The organism is Streptococcus salivarius, assembly GCF_000785515.1.
Taxonomy (GTDB): Bacteria; Bacillota; Bacilli; order Lactobacillales; family Streptococcaceae; genus Streptococcus; species Streptococcus salivarius.
The window spans coordinates 937,242-953,593 of the sequence record NZ_CP009913.1 but is presented as its reverse complement, the minus strand read 5'-3'; the positions used below and the strand labels follow the sequence as shown (position 1 = coordinate 953,593).

Genomic DNA, 16,352 nt, shown 5'->3' with positions numbered 1-16,352 from the left:
TTAAGTAACTGAGATTAGCTCAAGTTAGACAATGAACGGTTAAGGTCTGCAAAGTCAAGACGAGCTTTGTGTGGATTGTTGACGATAATTTTACCGTCTTCAGTAAGACTGAACAAAGCGCCTTCTTCTGCTGTACCAAGGATTGGGCTTTCAACAAGCTGTTCATTGTGGATACCAACAGCTACACCACCAATACCTTGTTTAAGGAGGTCAACCGCATGTGCACCCATCCATGAAGCAAGAACACGGTCACGCGCAGTTGGCGAACCACCACGAACCACGTGTCCAATGTTTGTTGCACGAAGATCTGAAGTATCTCCAGCTTCTTTCATTTTAGCTGCAAATTCTTCAGCACCCATAACACCTTCAGCAAGTACGATTACGTGGTGAGTTTTAACACCTGATTCGTAACCTTCTTTAACTTTACGGACAACTTCGTTGATGTCGTACTCTTCTTCAGGTACGATAATTTGGTCTGCACCAGAAGCGATACCAGCCCAAAGAGCGATATCACCAGCGTGACGTCCCATAACTTCAACGACAAAAGTACGTCCGTGACTGAAAGCAGTGTCTTGAATTTTATCGATAGCTTCTGTTGCAGTTGCAACAGCAGTATCAAAACCAATTGTATAGTCTGTACCAACGATATCGTTATCGATAGTTCCTGGAAGACCAACAGCTGGGAAACCATGTTCAGTCAAACGCATAGCACCATGGTAAGAACCATCTCCACCAATAACTACTACACCTTCGATTCCATGTTTTTTAAGTTGCTCAATACCTTTAAGTTGACCCTCAAGTTGGGCAAACTCAGGATAGCGAGCAGACTGAAGGAAAGTACCACCACGGCTGAGGATGTTGTCTACGCCTTTGGCATCAAGTTGGAAGATATCTCCTTCAACCATACCAGCGTATCCACGGTTAATGCCGAATACTTCAATTCCTTCAGAAATTGCTTTGAGAACAACTGCGCGAGCGGCAGCGTTCATACCAGGGGCATCTCCACCACTAGTCAAAACAGCAATACGTTTCATTATTCCTGATACTCCTTTTATATATTTAACATTTTCATTATAACATAAAGAATTCTAAATGGCTTTAAATTTGAAAAGATTTATTGTTTTTTTATCGTAAAACCGTTTTCAACACATAAGGTGCTAATTCCTGATTAAGTTCCTCGTTCTTGGATACTCTATATCTTTGACTAACGATGGTTTCCTTACTTCCTTGATAACGAATAATGACAGGGATGTTTCCAGGATACTTAGCTAAGATTTGAGAAACGTCTAAGTCCTGATCATGATTCTCAAGTAAAATCCAGAAACGCTCCGTACTAGCTTCCTCCATGTTGGACAAAATTAACTGAATGCGTCCATCACGCTCCTGGGTCCGCCCATCAAGATAAAAGAGACCACCTTCACTTAATTTATCCTTATGATAGAAATAAGTTTCTGGGAATAGAGTAACATCAAGTTTATTGATCCCATCAGTTACGTTCAGAAAGGCCATCTGATCACCTTTTTTAGTTCTGATAATTCGAACGGACTCTAGCTGAACCAAAACCGTCGCCTTAGTATTAACCGTCAAATCAGAAATTGGTTGATAGGGACGAGAGGCCATTTTTTGAGCTAGGTGTAAAGGATGAGGACTAAGCCCAACTCCTAGTAACTCCTGTTCTAAATTATAACGATCCGTCTGGCTATAGTCTTCATAATCAACCCAAGAATAAGAGGACTCTGCAAACAAACTTCCTAACTCATTGACAAAAGTAAAGAGGTTGTTTAAATTGCCAATGATTTTCTGACGGTTTGGTTCAAAAATATCAAACAAACCAATTTGAATAAGAGGTGTCAAAATATCGACTTTCTGATATTTACTAGGAATACGTGTCAAAAAGTCTTCTATAGAAATGTATTTGCCATTTTGTTTGCGATCCTCAATAATCCAAAGGGAAAAATCTCTTGGCAAGCCTTTGATAGTCTTAAGGCCTAATACGATCTTGCCATCTGAAATCTTGTCCAGATAGGGAATCCTATTAATATCGAGTCTAGCTAGGGAGAAGCCATTTTCAATTGCATCCTTAATGTAATCACTAGACGAATAATTCAACATAACGTCATAGAATATCTGTGGGTAGTGCGTTTTGAAATAGGCTAACTGAAAGGCCAAAGCTGAGTAGGCATAGGCATGACTTCTATTAAAGCCATAACCCGCAAACTTAGCCATCATACTAAAGAGTCTTTCAGCAATCTGTGGGTCACGTCCTAACTGACGACTTCCTTCCATGAATTGTTCGGACATCTTGGACATTTCATTGGCATCTTTTTTAGACATCGCTCGACGAAGCAAATCGGCTTTTCCAAGTGTAAAGCCCGCAAATACTTGGGCAATCTGCATAACCTGCTCCTGATAGAGCATGATGCCATAAGTAGGCTCAAGGATTGGTGCAACTACTGGATCAATCAGATCTACTTTTTCCTTACCATACTTACGAGCAATGAAATTATCTGTATAATCGCTGGCTCCAGGACGGTTAAGAGAGGTTGTCGCTACGACTTCTTCGAACTTAGCAGGTTTAATTCGTTTAAGGAGGTTTATGGCACCCGCCTGCTCAAACTGAAAAATCCCCTTTGTCTTACCACTGGCAAAAAGTGCTAGGGTCTGTGGATCTTCCAAGTCAATGGATTTGATATCAATAGTGATGCCCTGCTCTTCTTCAAGCTTCTCCTTCATTTTTTGAACAAAGGTCAAATTACGGAGACCCAAGAAATCCATCTTAAGCAAGCCATTGGCCTCAACTGCGGAGGCATCGTACTGAGTAACCATCATATCCTCACCAGCTTTTAGAGGAATATGATTAGTCAGGTCATCATCACTCATCACTATACCGGCAGCATGAATTGAGGTTTGTCTTGGCTGGCCTTCAATAGCCTTAGCAATTTCAAATGCCCTCTGAAATTCCTGTCTCTGATTAATCAGCTGTCTGAATGACATATTCTTCTCATAGACAGAGGTCAAGTTATCACGAAAAGAAATCTTTTTACTTAGTTGGGACAGTTCAAATTCCTTAGCACCAAAACGTTTAAAAACATCTCGAATAGCCTGCTTGGCTCCAAAGGTTGAAAAGGTAACAATCTGAGCAGAGTGCTTACTACCATAACGGTCCCTAACATAATGAAGAAACTCGCTTCGATAGATATCAGGCAAGTCGATATCAATATCAGGCATGCTATAACGCTCTTCATTTAGGAAACGCTCGAAAAGCAAGTCATTTTTAACGGGATCAATTCCAGTAATGTCAAGAACATAGGCCACCAAGCTTCCTGCAGCAGATCCACGTCCCATTCCCATATAATAACCACGGCTACGCCCAAAGCGTAACAAGTCCCAGACAATCAAGAAATAATCATCAAAGCCCATCTGATGAATGATAGACAATTCTTTGTCTAAACGTTCCTGATAAACTGGTGATGTTAACTTTTTAGACTCCAATCCAGATTGAGCTAATTGACGTAATTGGTCAACAGCAGGCATATCTCGATTAAAACGTGGAAGCTTCAAATCTGTATCAAATTGATAAGTAATGTCTGAAACAAGTTGCTCCAAATTGTTCAAAGCCTCTGGAATATCGCTATAGGCACTTTCCATTTCTTGAGGCGAGAAAAGTAGCTGATTCATAGGACAAATAGAGGCCTCTGACAAGGAAACATTTTGTGAGATGGCATGCAACATCTGAATCGTCGAGCGGTCTGAATTCTCAAAGTAACGCACTGTATGTAAGGGAACCACAGGATAATCAAACTCTTTGCCAGCATCTTCTGGCCTTACCCCAATGAAAACCTCTGAACCAAGTGTCATCCCTGACTCCCAGTCTTCACTCGGAAGGATGAGGGCAATAGCATTCAGATAGTCCGAAAAAGCTGTAAGTTCACGTTGTCCTGAGGAAAGCTCTGTTGCCAACTTCATCAAATTTTTATAGCCCTGATTATTTTTTGCTAATAGACGAAAAGGAATTTTTCTTCCCTCGTAAAATAGATTAGCTTCCATACCAATCAAAGGACGTAAACCGTTTCTACTTGCAAGCTGGGCAAAATGATAAGCAGCATAGAGATTGTCACGATCCATCAAACCAAGGGCTTGATAGCCAAGCTCTTTGGCACGCGCAACGTAGCTGTTCAAATCTACGACACTATCCATGAAACTATAGACGGATTTTGTATCCAATTGTGCAAACATGAAGGCCTCCTTTCTATCTTTCTATTATAGCATACGCTACTAGTAAAAACGCCTCTACCATATTAACTGTTTCAAACAAAAAGAATGAGATAGAACAACATTTTAGACATTGTCCTTATCCCATTCTTTTAAGTGATCATTATTTTTTTACTAACACATCATTGCTTCTGATAGCAAGATTGAATATCAAAGTTTAGAAAAACAACTTAGTCCCTTATTGCCAATATGATGGGCGTTGTTTTTCATAGGCAGCAATCAAATCTTCATATTGAAGAGTGATTCCAATATCGTCAAGCCCTTCAACCAATTTACGTTTCCACTCATGATCGATATCAAATGGAAACTCTCCTGCTGAAGATTTAATGACTTGGTTTGGAAGGTCAATCGTGATTTCCTCACCTGCAGGAAGAGCAGCCAATTTTTGACGTACTTCCAGGGGTTGAACGATTGGCAACATACCATTCTTCAATTCGTTGTTATAGTGGATATCTGAAAATGATCCAGCGATAACACAGCGGAAACCATAGTCTTCCAATGCCCACGCAGCGTGTTCACGAGATGATCCTGAACCAAAGTTATCACCAGTAACCAAAATAGTCGCATCGCGATACTCAGGTTTATTGAAGACGAAATCAGGATTTTCTTCGTAGTCATCATTAAGATAACGCCATTCAAACATCAAATTCTTACCGAAGCCTTTTTTATCAACAGCTTTCAAGAATTGTTTGGGAATGAGTTGGTCCGTATCGATGTTATCATTCATCAAAGGTACTGATTTCCCTGTATAGACGGTAAATTTTTCCATTATCTTCTCCCTTATGCTTGAACTTCTGGCATATAGCGTACATCTACAAATTTACCAGCGATTGCCGCAGCTGCTGCCATTGCTGGACTACAAAGGTGAGTACGAGCTCCATATCCTTGACGTCCCTCAAAGTTACGGTTACTTGTAGATGCACAGTGAACGCCTTCTGGAACATGGTCTGGGTTCATACCAAGACACATTGAGCAACCTGGATCACGCCATTCAAATCCTGCATCCAAGAAAATTTTATCCAAACCAAGACGTTCAGCTTCTTTCTTAACTGGACGTGAACCTGGAACAACAATAGCTGTCAATGTTGGTGCGATATGTTTTCCTTTAACGAATTTAGCAGCTAACTCAAGGTCGCTAAGACGTGCGTTAGTACAAGAACCAATAAAGACATAGCCAAGATCGATATCTTTAGCATATTCGCCAGGCTTAACATCCATATACTCGTAAGCACGTTCATCATTAAAGTCTTTGATTTCTGGGAATGGTTGATCAAACTCAACACCCATTTCAGGGTTAGTTCCCCATGTAACCATAGGTGCCAATTCTGAAACATCAATAGTGATTACTTTATCGTATTCAGCATCTGGATCTGAGACCAAGGTTTTCCAGTCAGCTACTGCTTCTTCAAACTTCTCACCCTTAGGTGCGCAAGGACGCCCTTCAACATAATCATAAGTTTTTTGGTCTGGATTCATAAGACCCATCTTAGCACCAAATTCAATAGACATGTTACAGATAGTCATGCGTTCATCCATTGAAAGGGCATCAATAGCTTCACCACAATATTCAACCGCGTATCCTACACCAGCATCAACGCCATAGCGTGCAATAAGTGCAAGAATAAAGTCTTTTGAATAAACACCTGGCTGTGGTTTACCAACAAATTCAACCTTCATTTTCTTAGGTTTTACTTGCCACAAACATTGTGTCGCAAAGACATGTTCCACCTCAGATGTACCAATACCAAAGGCAATGGCACCAAAGGCACCGTGCGTAGCCGTATGACTATCCCCACAAACTACAAATTTTCCGGGTTGACTACGACCTGTTTCAGGACCAACCATATGGACAATCCCCTGACGAGCAGTACCGTGGGTAGCCGCATCAATACCAAATTCTTCGACGTTTTTCGCCAAAGTATCAATTTGGTTTTTAGAAATAAGGTCACGAATGTTAAAAATATCAACTGTAGGAACGTTGTGGTCTGTCGTACCAAAAGTTAGATCTGGGCGACGAACTTTACGTCCAGCATCACGAAGTCCTTGAAAGGCCTGTGGACTTGTAACCTCGTGAATATAATGCTGATCCACATACATCAATTGTGGTTCGCCCTCGTTTCCAGTAACGACGTGGCGTTCCCAAAGTTTATCAAAAATTGATTTTCCGCTCATAAAATACTCCAAATATAATCTAAGGATTAGCTAATCCGAAAGTCTTGTTAGAATAAGGTATAAAATAACGACATCAATAACAATTCCCATAAGCCAACATAGCTTAAAATACCATTTGTTAATTTTATGTCTAAAAAGTTTTCCACCTAGAAAAGCACCAATACCACCGAAAATCAGAGTCTGCAATAATAATGCCTTCTCAGAAATCCGTCTCTTATGTCGAATAGCCTTGCTTTTATCAAGTCCATAAGCACATAAAACAAGGAGATTCCATACCAACAAAACACTGAGTAACACTAGTTTTAGTGTCATGAGTTTAGAGATTGCTAATAATAGCTGCTGTCATTTCAGCAGTCGAAGCCTGACCACCCAAATCACGTGTCAAGATGCCTTGGTTCAAGGTCTTATCAACAGCATTTTCAATCAATTCAGCCCCTTCAGTTTCATTGAAACTTTCACGCAACATCATAGCTACTGATAAAATCATTGAAATTGGGTTGGCAATACCTTGACCGGCAATGTCTGGTGCTGAACCATGGATAGGTTCATAAAGACTAGGACCATTTTCAGAATGACTGGCAGATGGCATAACGCCTAAAGTTCCTGGAAGGACACTTGATTCATCAGACAAGATATCTCCAAAAAGATTTTCTGTCACAACCACATCAAAACGAGCTGGGTTGGTAATCATAATCATTGCGGCACTATCAACGAGTTGGTGTTCAAGAGTTACATCTGGAAACTCCAAAGAAACTTCATCAGCAATCTTACGCCACAATTTAGAAGTTGCCAAAACATTTTGTTTATCAATGCTAGTGACCTTTTTGCCACGACCTTGGGCAATCTTGAAAGCACGACGCATGATACGACGAATCTCATCTGCTGAATAATCATTGATATCACGAGCCTTATCTTCTTCGATAATATGCTCACCAAAGTAAATCCCACCTGTAAGCTCACGAACAACGACAAAATCTACGCCCTCGATACGCTCTGGTTTAAGAGGTGACAAGTGTTTCAAAGCATCAAAGATGCGGACAGGACGGATATTAGCAAAGAGATTTAGCTCTTTACGAATGGCCAAAAGTCCTTGTTCAGGACGAACTGGCGCATTGTCATATTTTGGTCCACCAATTGCAGCCAAGAGGATAGCATCTGCTGATTTAGCAGCATCCAAAGTTGACTTAGGAAGTGGATGACCTTCAGCATCAATACCAGCACCACCAAATGGTTTGGCATCGATGTCATAATCAAATCCAATTTTTGAAGCTACTTTTTCAAGAACTTCAAGACCCGCTGCCATAATCTCAGGTCCAATTCCATCACCTGAAAGTGTTACGATTTTCTTTGTCATGTTTAACTCCTCTTTGGCTTATGGAAGGTCACGATAAGAAACCTTACGTGCCATCTCACCGGCATTTTCTTTTTGAACCAATGTATTAGCATTGATATAGGCAATTGCTGATGCTTTCAAGACATCAAAGTCCAAACCAGATGCATTGAAAATAGTATCTGTATCTACATTTTCAACAGTTACAAGTACACGCGCTTGCGCATCAATACCATCAGTTACAGCGTCAATATTATAAGAAGTCAAGCGAACTGTTTGGTTGAAGAATTTGTCAATAGCATTGAAGATAGCTTCAACTGACCCTTGACCATTGGCCAAAAATTCTACAGATTCACCGTCTTCATTAGCCAAGCTTACTGTAGCAGTGATTGTTTCATCAGCATTAGTAGTCAAGCGAAGATCTTCGAAGTGGAAACCTTCTGGATTATCTACACTAGTACCAGCAACAAGTGCACGAATGTCTGCATCTGTGATATCATGTTTTTTCCCAGCCAAGACTTTAAATTTGGCAAAGAGTGGTTTGATATCTTCTTCAACAAAGTCAAGCTCAAGTTCTTTCAATTTTTCAACAAAGGCATGACGTCCTGACAATTTACCAAGAGGAAGACTGTTACTCTTCACACCTACCAATTCTGGTGTGAAGATTTCATAAGTTTGTGGGTTCTTAAGAACACCATCTTGGTGGATACCTGATTCATGAGAGAAGGCATTTCCACCAACAACAGCTTTATTTTTAGGAACAGGAATTCCAGAGAAGCGAGAAACAAGCTCTGAAGTATTCATTGTTTCATTAAGAACAATATCACTTGTTGCTTGGAAGAAGTCTTCACGAATTTTCAAAGCAACAGCTACTTCTTCAAGAGCAACATTACCCGCACGCTCACCAATACCATTGACTGTTCCCTGAACACGTCCAGCACCATGTTTAATTGCTGTCAAAGTATTTGCAGTTGCCATACCAAGGTCATCGTGGCAGTGAACACCAAAGACAACTTTATGATCTGATTTAATATTTTCAGTCAAGTGATCAAAAATACGTGCAAACTCTTCTGGAGTCGTAAAGCCAACTGTATCAGGAATATTAATATATGAGGCACCAGCATCAACTGCTGTTTGAACAACTTCAGTCAAGAAATCAAGCTCAGTACGAGTAGCATCTTCAGGAGAAAACTCAACAACTTCAAATTTTGAACGTGCATATGACACATGTTCTTTTACAGCTTCAAGAATTTCTTCTTTTGATTTCTTCAATTTAAACTCACGATGAATCGGACTTGTTGCGATAAAGACATGAATTTGTGGATACTTAGCATCTTTCAAAGCCTCATAACAAGCATCAATATCAGATTTTACTGAACGAGCCAAACCAGTAACAGAAGTTGTTGTCATAGCTTCCGCAATTTGTTTTACTGCCTCAAATGAATCTGGGCTAGCTGCAGGGAAACCTGCTTCGATTACAGAAATTCCCCATTTTTCAAGTTGCTTAGCAATGGCAACTTTTTCTTTGATTGAAAAGTTAACACCTGGTGTTTGTTCCCCATCACGAAGACTTGTATCAAAAAATTCAACTTTACGCATAGACAATCCTCTTTCTAAAAGTAAAAACGATAGTAGTAAAAAAACATCTCACTCGGAAACCCAAGCGAGATGTTTTTACCTCCCGCTTGGTAAGCCAAACAGGACTAATGCTTTTGCACTAGCCCTCATTACGCAATAGCAAAACAGTTGTAGTTGCGAATGTCATTTGACTCATTTCCTTTCGATGTATCTTGGTTAATATGATACATCTTTCCAACTTGAAAGTCAAGGAAAAATTACTGAATTGACTGACTTTTCTGACCATAATTTACATTTATTTTCAGTAAAAGAAAAAAAGCTGACCGAAGTCAACTTTTTTTATTGTTAATGATAACTACTTATCTCAGCTTATTTTCCGAGATAGTATTCGTTAACAACGTTCAATTTTTCGTCAAATTCGAATACCAATGGTGGGAAGTTTGGAATTTCAACATCCATGATTTCGTCGTCTGACAATTGTTTGATGTGTTTAACGAGGGCACGGATTGAGTTACCGTGTGCACCTACGAATACGTTTTTACCATCTTTAAGAGCTGGAGCGATTTTATCTTCCCAGAATGGAAGGGCACGTTCCAAAGTAACTTTCAAGTTTTCAGCATCTGGAATTACTGAGTCGTCAAGTGAAGCGTAACGACGGTCAGTGTGTGCTGAGTGCTCATCATCACGATCCATTGCTGGAGGCAATACATCGTATGAACGACGCCAAATGTGAACTTGCTCATCACCAAATTGTTCAGCAGCTTCTGCTTTGTTTTTACCAGTCAAACCACCGTAGTGACGTTCGTTCAAGCGCCATGATTTTTCAACTGGAACCCAAAGTTGGTCAGATGCTTCAAGAGCCAAGTTAGTTGTTTTGATCGCACGTTTCAATACTGAAGTGTATGCTTGGTCAAATTCGATACCAGCTTCTTTGATCAATTTACCAGCGTCGATAGCTTGTTGAGTACCTTTTTCAGAAAGATCTACGTCAGCCCAACCTGTGAAAAGGTTAGCTTTGTTCCATTCAGACTCACCGTGGCGAGCGAAAACCAATTTTACCATTAGTTATGTCTCCTTTTTATTTTGGGTTATACCCATTTACTCTATCTATTCTACCCAAAAAACCTTGAAAAAGCTAGCAAAATCCAAAAAATTCTGTAAAATTCTATTGCTTCTTGTCTTGGCAAAAAGAGACGGTATCAGAATTTCGTTTTGAATGCTTTAGCTCGTCCAATATTTCCTTGTTTTAGGCCTCTTTTCATGCTAAAATGAGATGAAATAGTAACATTTTGCTTTGTGATCTTTAAGGAGGATCTTATGGTTTCTACTGCTACAAAAGTTGGTCAGTTTACATTTGCTAACTGTCTTATGAATGCTGCTGGTGTTCATTGTATGACTAAGGAAGAATTGGCAGAGGTTGAGGCTTCAGCTGCAGGTTCATTTGTCACAAAAACTGGGACACTTGAGGCCCGCCCTGGTAATCCTGAACCACGTTATGTGAATGTCCCTCTTGGGTCAATCAACTCAATGGGATTGCCAAATAACGGTTTTGAATACTACCTTGACTATGTCATTGAATTGCAAAAGCAACCCAATACAAAAAATCATTTTCTTTCACTTGTTGGTCTCTCACCTGAGGAAACGCATACTATTCTTAAAAAAGTTCAAGATAGCGACTACGAGGGGCTGGTTGAACTCAACCTTTCATGTCCTAACGTTCCAGGAAAACCTCAAATCGCTTACGATTTTGAAACAACAACCGAGATCCTTACTGAAGTCTTCTCTTACTTTACAAAACCTCTTGGTGTGAAATTACCACCATACTTTGATATTGTGCACTTTGACCAGGCTGCTGCAGTGTTCAACCAATTTCCACTTGTCTTTGTTAACTGTGTGAACTCAATTGGTAACGGCCTTTACATCGAAGATGAGTCTGTTGTCATCAAACCTAAGAATGGTTTTGGTGGTATCGGTGGTGACTACATCAAACCTACTGCCTTGGCAAACGTTCACGCTTTCTACCAACGTCTGAAACCTGAAATCCAAATTATTGGTACTGGTGGTGTCAAATCTGGTCGTGATGCCTTTGAACACATCCTTTGTGGTGCAAGTATGGTACAAGTAGGTACTGCCCTTCAAAAAGAAGGTGTCGCTGTTTTTGACCGTATTACTAAAGAACTTAAAGAAATCATGGAAGAAAAAGGTTACGAAACTCTTGAAGACTTCCGAGGAAAACTTCACTACATTGACTAGTCTACAAAAAAAGTTTGGAAGGTCTTCCAAACTTTTTTATTATTTGATGAGGATTCTCTTATTAGACAAGACCATCATCGTCACGTTCATCCCAGTCTTCAAAAGGATCCTTGCCCTCTTTCTCAGCTTGAAGACGTTTCTGACGAGCTTCTTCGATTTGTTTTTCACTTGGCTTCATCAGTTTGCTAATAGCAACAATACCTGATAGTTTAATAACAGTAAAAACCAAAAGAAAAATCAATACCACTGTTATGGTTTTCATAGATTTCCTTAACTTATTTCGTATAAATCAAAACCCCTAAAATCTTAGGGGTTTTTACATTATTTAACTGCGTCTTTAAGAGCTTTACCAGCTTTAAATGCAGGAACTTTAGAAGCTGCGATTGAGATAGCTTCACCAGTTTGTGGGTTACGACCTTGACGAGCAGCGCGTTCGCGTACTTCAAAGTTACCGAAACCGATCAATTGTACTTTTTCACCTGCAGCAAGGAATTCTTCGATAGAAGCGAAAACTGCATCTACAGCTGCTGCTGAATCTTTTTTAGTAAGCTCAGTTGCTTCTGCAACTTTAGCGATCAAATCTTGTTTGTTAGCCATTGTAACAATCCTCCAATTTATTTCTAAGCGAATAGTTTTTTTAGCGCTTGAACAAGTATTATCTTATCCTAAAAGGCCTATGAGGTCAAGTAATAAACGCTAATTTAATCGCTTTTTTGCAAAAAGTAAAGGCTTTTTAATTTATTGTCTTATAGATGTCAAATTCGATACGGTCATTAACCAAATCAAGGCTTTGAGCACGTGCTGTTATCCCCTTCTCATTCTTCATAGACTGAATATTTAGGGTAACCTTTCCCTTCTTACTATCGATGGCGATGTAATCAGGAAGGTTAGTTGAACGTTTAATCATCTTAAGGACATCCGAAACAGGCAGTTTCAAGGTTCCAGCTGAAAGCTCAGAAACATGAAGTACAATTGCTCCTGATTCACTAACAACCGGCGTAAAGTAGACATAAAGAGGGACAGGGTGACCTAAAACCTTATAGCTACTTTCAAAAACAATTTTAGAATTGGTAACCTTGACCTTGAAACGCATCTTATCGGTCGAATAATCTTGGGCAAAGCCTGTAAGAGCAGCGTCAAGCTCCTCCCTTGTCATACTATACTTACCAATTTTAGTTGCTCCCTTAGGTAGGGACACAGAACTCGTCGTCTCCACCGGAGTCATGATTCTATAGGCCACAACACTAACTAAGGCTAGATTTAAGGCCAAGAGTCCTAAAAATAACCACTTCCATATCTTACTCACCTGACCACTCCTTCTTTGTTTGGTTAATACGTTTCAAAATGGCATCTGACATAATTTGATAACCTGTATTATTTGGATGAAAATGATCATCCTCAAAAAGAGCATCATTCAGGCTATCTTGAGAAGATTTACTAGACTGAGACGAATCATCAGAGCTTGTAACACCGCCCTTACCGTCAATTCCCTTATAAAGCAAATCATTTACAGGAACAAAATAGACATTATCGTACTTCTTGCACACTTCTTCAGTAGATTGGTTCCAATTATCTACAATAGTTTGCATTTCTGTCATCTCTGGAAAATTAAGATAAAAAGGATTGTAAATACCAACAATATAAATTGGCAATGTTTTATTATCCTTACGAGCTAGCTCAATAATCTGTCCCAATCTCTTTTGATAGGCCTGAGCTGGCTTAGTGAAGGTGTCTACATTAAGATTAGTGATATTGTCCTTAATGACATGGATCACATCATTACCACCAACTGTCAGAGTCATCACTTTAGCCTTCTTGAGATCTCTTTGAATATCCTTTTTTTCTTGCATTCTCTTGAGAATTTGATTGCTCGTATTCCCTGCGATACCATAGTTGCGAGAGGTCACTTGCCAGTCAAAATCTGACTCTAAGGCCTGAGACAAAACAGGAACGAAGCCCCCTTGATTACTACTATCACCTACACCTTGCGTAAGGGAATCACCGATAGCAACATAGGTGACCTTTTCATTTTTAATAGATTTGATTTTTTCTGCAATTTTTGATGACTGATGCGTACTAGGAACTACAAAAATGAAGAGACCGACAAATAAAAGAAAAAGCAAGAAGAAGCCTAGGAGGCTTCTAACTAATTCTGATTCTTTCCACTTATTCATAACGAACCATTACGGCAAAGGCGCCTTCACCAGTGTGCGTTTGAATGATGGAACCAGTCTCAAGGATTGAAATTGGAGCGCCCAAAACCCCAAGTTTTTCAGCCATTTCATGTGCAAAATCAGGTGTCCCTGCATAAGAAATACCAATCTCTGCCACTTTGCGGTCCTTGATACCATTAATATAAGAATCTAACCATTTTGTGAATGTCTTAGCACCACGACCCTTAGCAATGGTATTTAACTGATAGTCTTTCAACTCCATAATGACACGGATATTGAGCAATGAAGATAGTAGACCTGTTACACGTCCAATACGGCCACCCTTGACAAGGTTCTCAAGGGTAGACACACCGATATGAAGTTCAGATTTACTTTTCACTTCTTCCACACGTGCTACAATCTCATCAAGACTAGCTCCTGCTTCGGCTAGTTTAGCTGCTTCAACAACCTGAAACTTTAGACACTGATCTGTAAAGCCTGAATCGATGACGGTTACATCTGCTCCTGAAAGGCTAGCGCCTTGACGTGAGGCTTCACATGTCCCAGAGAGGGTGTGCATGATGTGGATAGCCACAATCTGTTCTGCACCTTCTTTGACAAGCTTTTCATATGTCTCAGCAAACAAACCTACTGGTGGTTGGCTTGTCTTTGGTAACTCTTTACTATGCTTCATCATATCCAAGAAACGACCTTCTTCTCGAAGATCACTATCTGAATAGATGACACCGTCCACCATAACCGACAATGGAACAACAGTGATATTATATTTTTCAACCAATTCTGGTTCAATCGTAATTGACGAATCGGTTACAATTCTGATTTTACTCATATTTTTCTCGCTTAACACAAATTTTTATTCTATTATAGCATGACTGGAAAGCTTTTCCCAAGTCTTTTTCTAAAGAGAGTCATCCACCTTTAACAAGGCTCTTGCCTGGCTCAAGGCAGCCTCCGTCACATTATCACCTGCTAACATCTTAGCGATTTCTTGCACCCTTTCCTCAGGTGTCAAGAGACGAACACGAGAGACAGTTGTCTCATTATCACTTTCCTTAGAAATAAAGAACTGATAATCAGCAATGGCAATAACTTGTGGAAGGTGACTGATGGCCAAAACCTGACCATGACTCCCAATCTTATGAATTTTCTGAGCGATGGCTTGGGCAACACGACCTGAAACGCCAGTATCAACCTCATCAAAGACAATACTTGTTTTGTCTTCTTTGCGGGCAAAGGCTGACTTAATCGCTAACATGAGTCGAGATAATTCTCCTCCTGAAGCAACCTTAACAAGCGGTTTAAAGCCTTCACCTGGATTGGTTGAAATGTAAAACTCAACCTGCTCATTGCCATCACGGTTAAATTTCCCTTTAGTAAAGGTAACTTTAAAATCAGCCTTATCCATGTAAAGGTCGCATAACTCGTTCTTAATTTCAGCTTCAAGAGCCTTAGCTATTTGATGGCGTGCCGTTTGTAGTGTCTCTGCAGACGCTAGCAGATCTTTTTCAAGTTGCTTAAGCTCTTGTTCCATGGCATCTGACGAACTGGAATTGCCAGTCAGAAGATTGTACTCTTTACTTGAATTTTCCAGATAATCCAAGACGTCATCAACAGTTCCACCATATTTACGAGTAATTGCATTAATCGTATCTAAGCGGTGTTCAATCTCTTGCAAACGCCCAGCATCAAAGTCCAAATTATCCAAAAGGTCACCTAGTTGCTTAGTGACATCTTCTAAAACATAATAGGCTTCTGATAGATTTCCAGAAAGTTCTTTGTAATCAGAGTCATACTCTTCAAGAGATTGAAGATCATTCATAGCAGAACGGACATTTGAAAGACTTGAAAAATCTTCATTATCCAGCATGACATAGGCATTGGTTAAGGTATCCGCAATCTGCTTATGGTTAAGAAGCTTGTCTCGCTCCTTCATCAATGCCAAATCTTCTCCTGATTTTAGAGAGACTGCTTCAATTTCTGCAATCTGAAAAGCTAGCATTTCAATTCGAGCCTTATGCTCCTGCTCATTTTTTTGCTTTTCAAGAACGGCTTTTCTTAACTCACGATAGCGGTCAAAATACTCTTGGTATTCTTTCTTAGTTTGGAAAAATTCCTTGTCACCAAAGGCATCAAGCATGGTAATATGCAGAGCAGGTTTCATAAGCTCTTCCTGATCATGCTGTCCATGGATATCTACCAAGAAGTGCCCAACAGCTTTAAGCGTCGTTAAATTGACCATCTGTCCATTGATACGACTAACACTTCTACCATTTTGGAAGATTTCACGACGGATAATCAATTCATCCTCGACAGGAATCCCATTATCTTCCAAGATACTAACCAAGGCAGGATTTTGTTCGATTGAAAAGAAGCCCTGAATTTCAGCCTTAGATGCTGAATGACGGACGACTTCGCTAGAAGCACGTGCGCCCAACATAAGATTCATGGCATCTATAATAATGGACTTACCAGCACCTGTTTCACCAGTAAGGACGGTCATACCATTCTCAAAGTTTAGAGAAATCTCTTCAATAATTGCGAAATTCTTTATCGTAATTTCGAGAAGCATAGGC

15 protein-coding genes are annotated in these 16,352 nt (G+C 39.9%); 1 reads left to right on the top strand and 14 read right to left on the bottom strand.

The window, feature by feature from the left end:
• Nucleotides 1-14: 14 nt before the first annotated feature.
• From pfkA to SSAL8618_RS04680, 8 genes are all read right to left on the bottom strand, one after another.
• Nucleotides 15-1,034: a 6-phosphofructokinase gene (gene pfkA, locus SSAL8618_RS04715; RefSeq protein WP_038675844.1), complete on the bottom strand. Its 1,020-nt coding sequence runs from the start codon at nt 1,032-1,034 to the stop codon at nt 15-17.
• 91 nt (nt 1,035-1,125) lie between these two features.
• Nucleotides 1,126-4,236 carry a DNA polymerase III subunit alpha gene (locus SSAL8618_RS04710; protein WP_038675841.1) on the bottom strand — a complete coding sequence of 1,037 codons (3,111 nt, stop codon included), beginning with the start codon at nt 4,234-4,236 and terminating at the stop codon, nt 1,126-1,128.
• Between the two features lie 214 nt (nt 4,237-4,450).
• On the bottom strand, nt 4,451-5,041 hold the full coding sequence (gene leuD / locus SSAL8618_RS04705; RefSeq protein WP_002884116.1) for a 3-isopropylmalate dehydratase small subunit: 591 nt from the start codon (nt 5,039-5,041) through the stop codon (nt 4,451-4,453).
• 11 nt (nt 5,042-5,052) lie between these two features.
• Complete coding sequence (gene leuC / locus SSAL8618_RS04700) at nt 5,053-6,444, bottom strand: 3-isopropylmalate dehydratase large subunit (protein ID WP_022496499.1); 1,392 nt, start codon at nt 6,442-6,444, stop codon at nt 5,053-5,055.
• A gap of 30 nt (nt 6,445-6,474) precedes the next feature.
• Nucleotides 6,475-6,756: a DUF1294 domain-containing protein gene (locus SSAL8618_RS04695; RefSeq protein WP_022496500.1), complete on the bottom strand. Its 282-nt coding sequence runs from the start codon at nt 6,754-6,756 to the stop codon at nt 6,475-6,477.
• Between the two features lie 4 nt (nt 6,757-6,760).
• Nucleotides 6,761-7,798 carry a 3-isopropylmalate dehydrogenase gene (gene leuB / locus SSAL8618_RS04690; protein ID WP_037610968.1) on the bottom strand — a complete coding sequence of 346 codons (1,038 nt, stop codon included), beginning with the start codon at nt 7,796-7,798 and terminating at the stop codon, nt 6,761-6,763.
• 18 nt (nt 7,799-7,816) lie between these two features.
• The gene (locus tag SSAL8618_RS04685; protein ID WP_004182645.1) at nt 7,817-9,373 is read right to left on the bottom strand and encodes a 2-isopropylmalate synthase; all 1,557 of its coding nucleotides are present in this window, start codon (nt 9,371-9,373) and stop codon (nt 7,817-7,819) included.
• 348 nt (nt 9,374-9,721) lie between these two features.
• The gene (locus tag SSAL8618_RS04680; protein WP_002884137.1) at nt 9,722-10,414 is read right to left on the bottom strand and encodes a phosphoglycerate mutase; all 693 of its coding nucleotides are present in this window, start codon (nt 10,412-10,414) and stop codon (nt 9,722-9,724) included.
• A gap of 255 nt (nt 10,415-10,669) precedes the next feature.
• On the opposite strand from SSAL8618_RS04680, the gene SSAL8618_RS04675 reads away from it, so the two are divergent.
• Entirely contained in the window at nt 10,670-11,605 is a 936-nt protein-coding gene (locus SSAL8618_RS04675; protein ID WP_038675839.1) for a dihydroorotate oxidase, read from the top strand.
• A gap of 61 nt (nt 11,606-11,666) precedes the next feature.
• On the opposite strand, the gene SSAL8618_RS04670 is transcribed toward SSAL8618_RS04675, so the two are convergent.
• The 6 genes from SSAL8618_RS04670 to recN form a co-directional block, all read right to left on the bottom strand.
• Nucleotides 11,667-11,867 (bottom strand): hypothetical protein, encoded by a 201-nt coding sequence (locus SSAL8618_RS04670; protein ID WP_002883994.1) that lies wholly within the window; start codon nt 11,865-11,867, stop codon nt 11,667-11,669.
• 59 nt (nt 11,868-11,926) lie between these two features.
• Nucleotides 11,927-12,202, bottom strand: coding sequence for a non-specific DNA-binding protein Hbs (gene hbs, locus SSAL8618_RS04665; protein WP_002884048.1), 276 nt, complete (start codon nt 12,200-12,202; stop codon nt 11,927-11,929).
• A gap of 136 nt (nt 12,203-12,338) precedes the next feature.
• A complete protein-coding gene (locus tag SSAL8618_RS04660) occupies nt 12,339-12,911 on the bottom strand; it encodes a YpmS family protein (RefSeq protein ID WP_038675837.1) in 573 nt (190 codons plus the stop codon).
• Entirely contained in the window at nt 12,904-13,779 is an 876-nt protein-coding gene (locus SSAL8618_RS04655) for an SGNH/GDSL hydrolase family protein (RefSeq protein WP_022496504.1), read from the bottom strand. The genes SSAL8618_RS04660 and SSAL8618_RS04655 overlap by 8 nt, the downstream gene beginning before the upstream one ends.
• Nucleotides 13,772-14,608: a DegV family protein gene (locus tag SSAL8618_RS04650; RefSeq protein WP_038675834.1), complete on the bottom strand. Its 837-nt coding sequence runs from the start codon at nt 14,606-14,608 to the stop codon at nt 13,772-13,774. Before SSAL8618_RS04650 ends, SSAL8618_RS04655 begins: the two co-directional genes overlap by 8 nt.
• 69 nt (nt 14,609-14,677) lie before the next feature.
• The gene (gene recN / locus SSAL8618_RS04645; RefSeq protein WP_038675832.1) at nt 14,678-16,348 is read right to left on the bottom strand and encodes a DNA repair protein RecN; all 1,671 of its coding nucleotides are present in this window, start codon (nt 16,346-16,348) and stop codon (nt 14,678-14,680) included.
• Between the last annotated feature and the right edge of the window lie 4 nt (nt 16,349-16,352).

Excerpts from the sequence above, each read along its gene's own strand:
- pfkA (WP_038675844.1), bottom strand. The coding sequence starts at position 1,034 with ATGAAACGTATTGCTGTTTTGACTAGTGGTGGAGATGCCCCTGGTATG.
- SSAL8618_RS04710 (WP_038675841.1), bottom strand. The coding sequence starts at position 4,236 with ATGTTTGCACAATTGGATACAAAATCCGTCTATAGTTTCATGGATAGT.
- leuD (WP_002884116.1), bottom strand. The coding sequence starts at position 5,041 with ATGGAAAAATTTACCGTCTATACAGGGAAATCAGTACCTTTGATGAAT.
- leuC (WP_022496499.1), bottom strand. The coding sequence starts at position 6,444 with ATGAGCGGAAAATCAATTTTTGATAAACTTTGGGAACGCCACGTCGTT.
- SSAL8618_RS04695 (WP_022496500.1), bottom strand. The coding sequence starts at position 6,756 with ATGACACTAAAACTAGTGTTACTCAGTGTTTTGTTGGTATGGAATCTC.
- leuB (WP_037610968.1), bottom strand. The coding sequence starts at position 7,798 with ATGACAAAGAAAATCGTAACACTTTCAGGTGATGGAATTGGACCTGAG.
- SSAL8618_RS04685 (WP_004182645.1), bottom strand. The coding sequence starts at position 9,373 with ATGCGTAAAGTTGAATTTTTTGATACAAGTCTTCGTGATGGGGAACAA.
- SSAL8618_RS04680 (WP_002884137.1), bottom strand. The coding sequence starts at position 10,414 with ATGGTAAAATTGGTTTTCGCTCGCCACGGTGAGTCTGAATGGAACAAA.
- SSAL8618_RS04675 (WP_038675839.1), top strand. The coding sequence starts at position 10,670 with ATGGTTTCTACTGCTACAAAAGTTGGTCAGTTTACATTTGCTAACTGT.
- SSAL8618_RS04670 (WP_002883994.1), bottom strand. The coding sequence starts at position 11,867 with ATGAAAACCATAACAGTGGTATTGATTTTTCTTTTGGTTTTTACTGTT.
- hbs (WP_002884048.1), bottom strand. The coding sequence starts at position 12,202 with ATGGCTAACAAACAAGATTTGATCGCTAAAGTTGCAGAAGCAACTGAG.
- SSAL8618_RS04655 (WP_022496504.1), bottom strand. The coding sequence starts at position 13,779 with ATGAATAAGTGGAAAGAATCAGAATTAGTTAGAAGCCTCCTAGGCTTC.
- SSAL8618_RS04650 (WP_038675834.1), bottom strand. The coding sequence starts at position 14,608 with ATGAGTAAAATCAGAATTGTAACCGATTCGTCAATTACGATTGAACCA.
- recN (WP_038675832.1), bottom strand. The coding sequence starts at position 16,348 with ATGCTTCTCGAAATTACGATAAAGAATTTCGCAATTATTGAAGAGATT.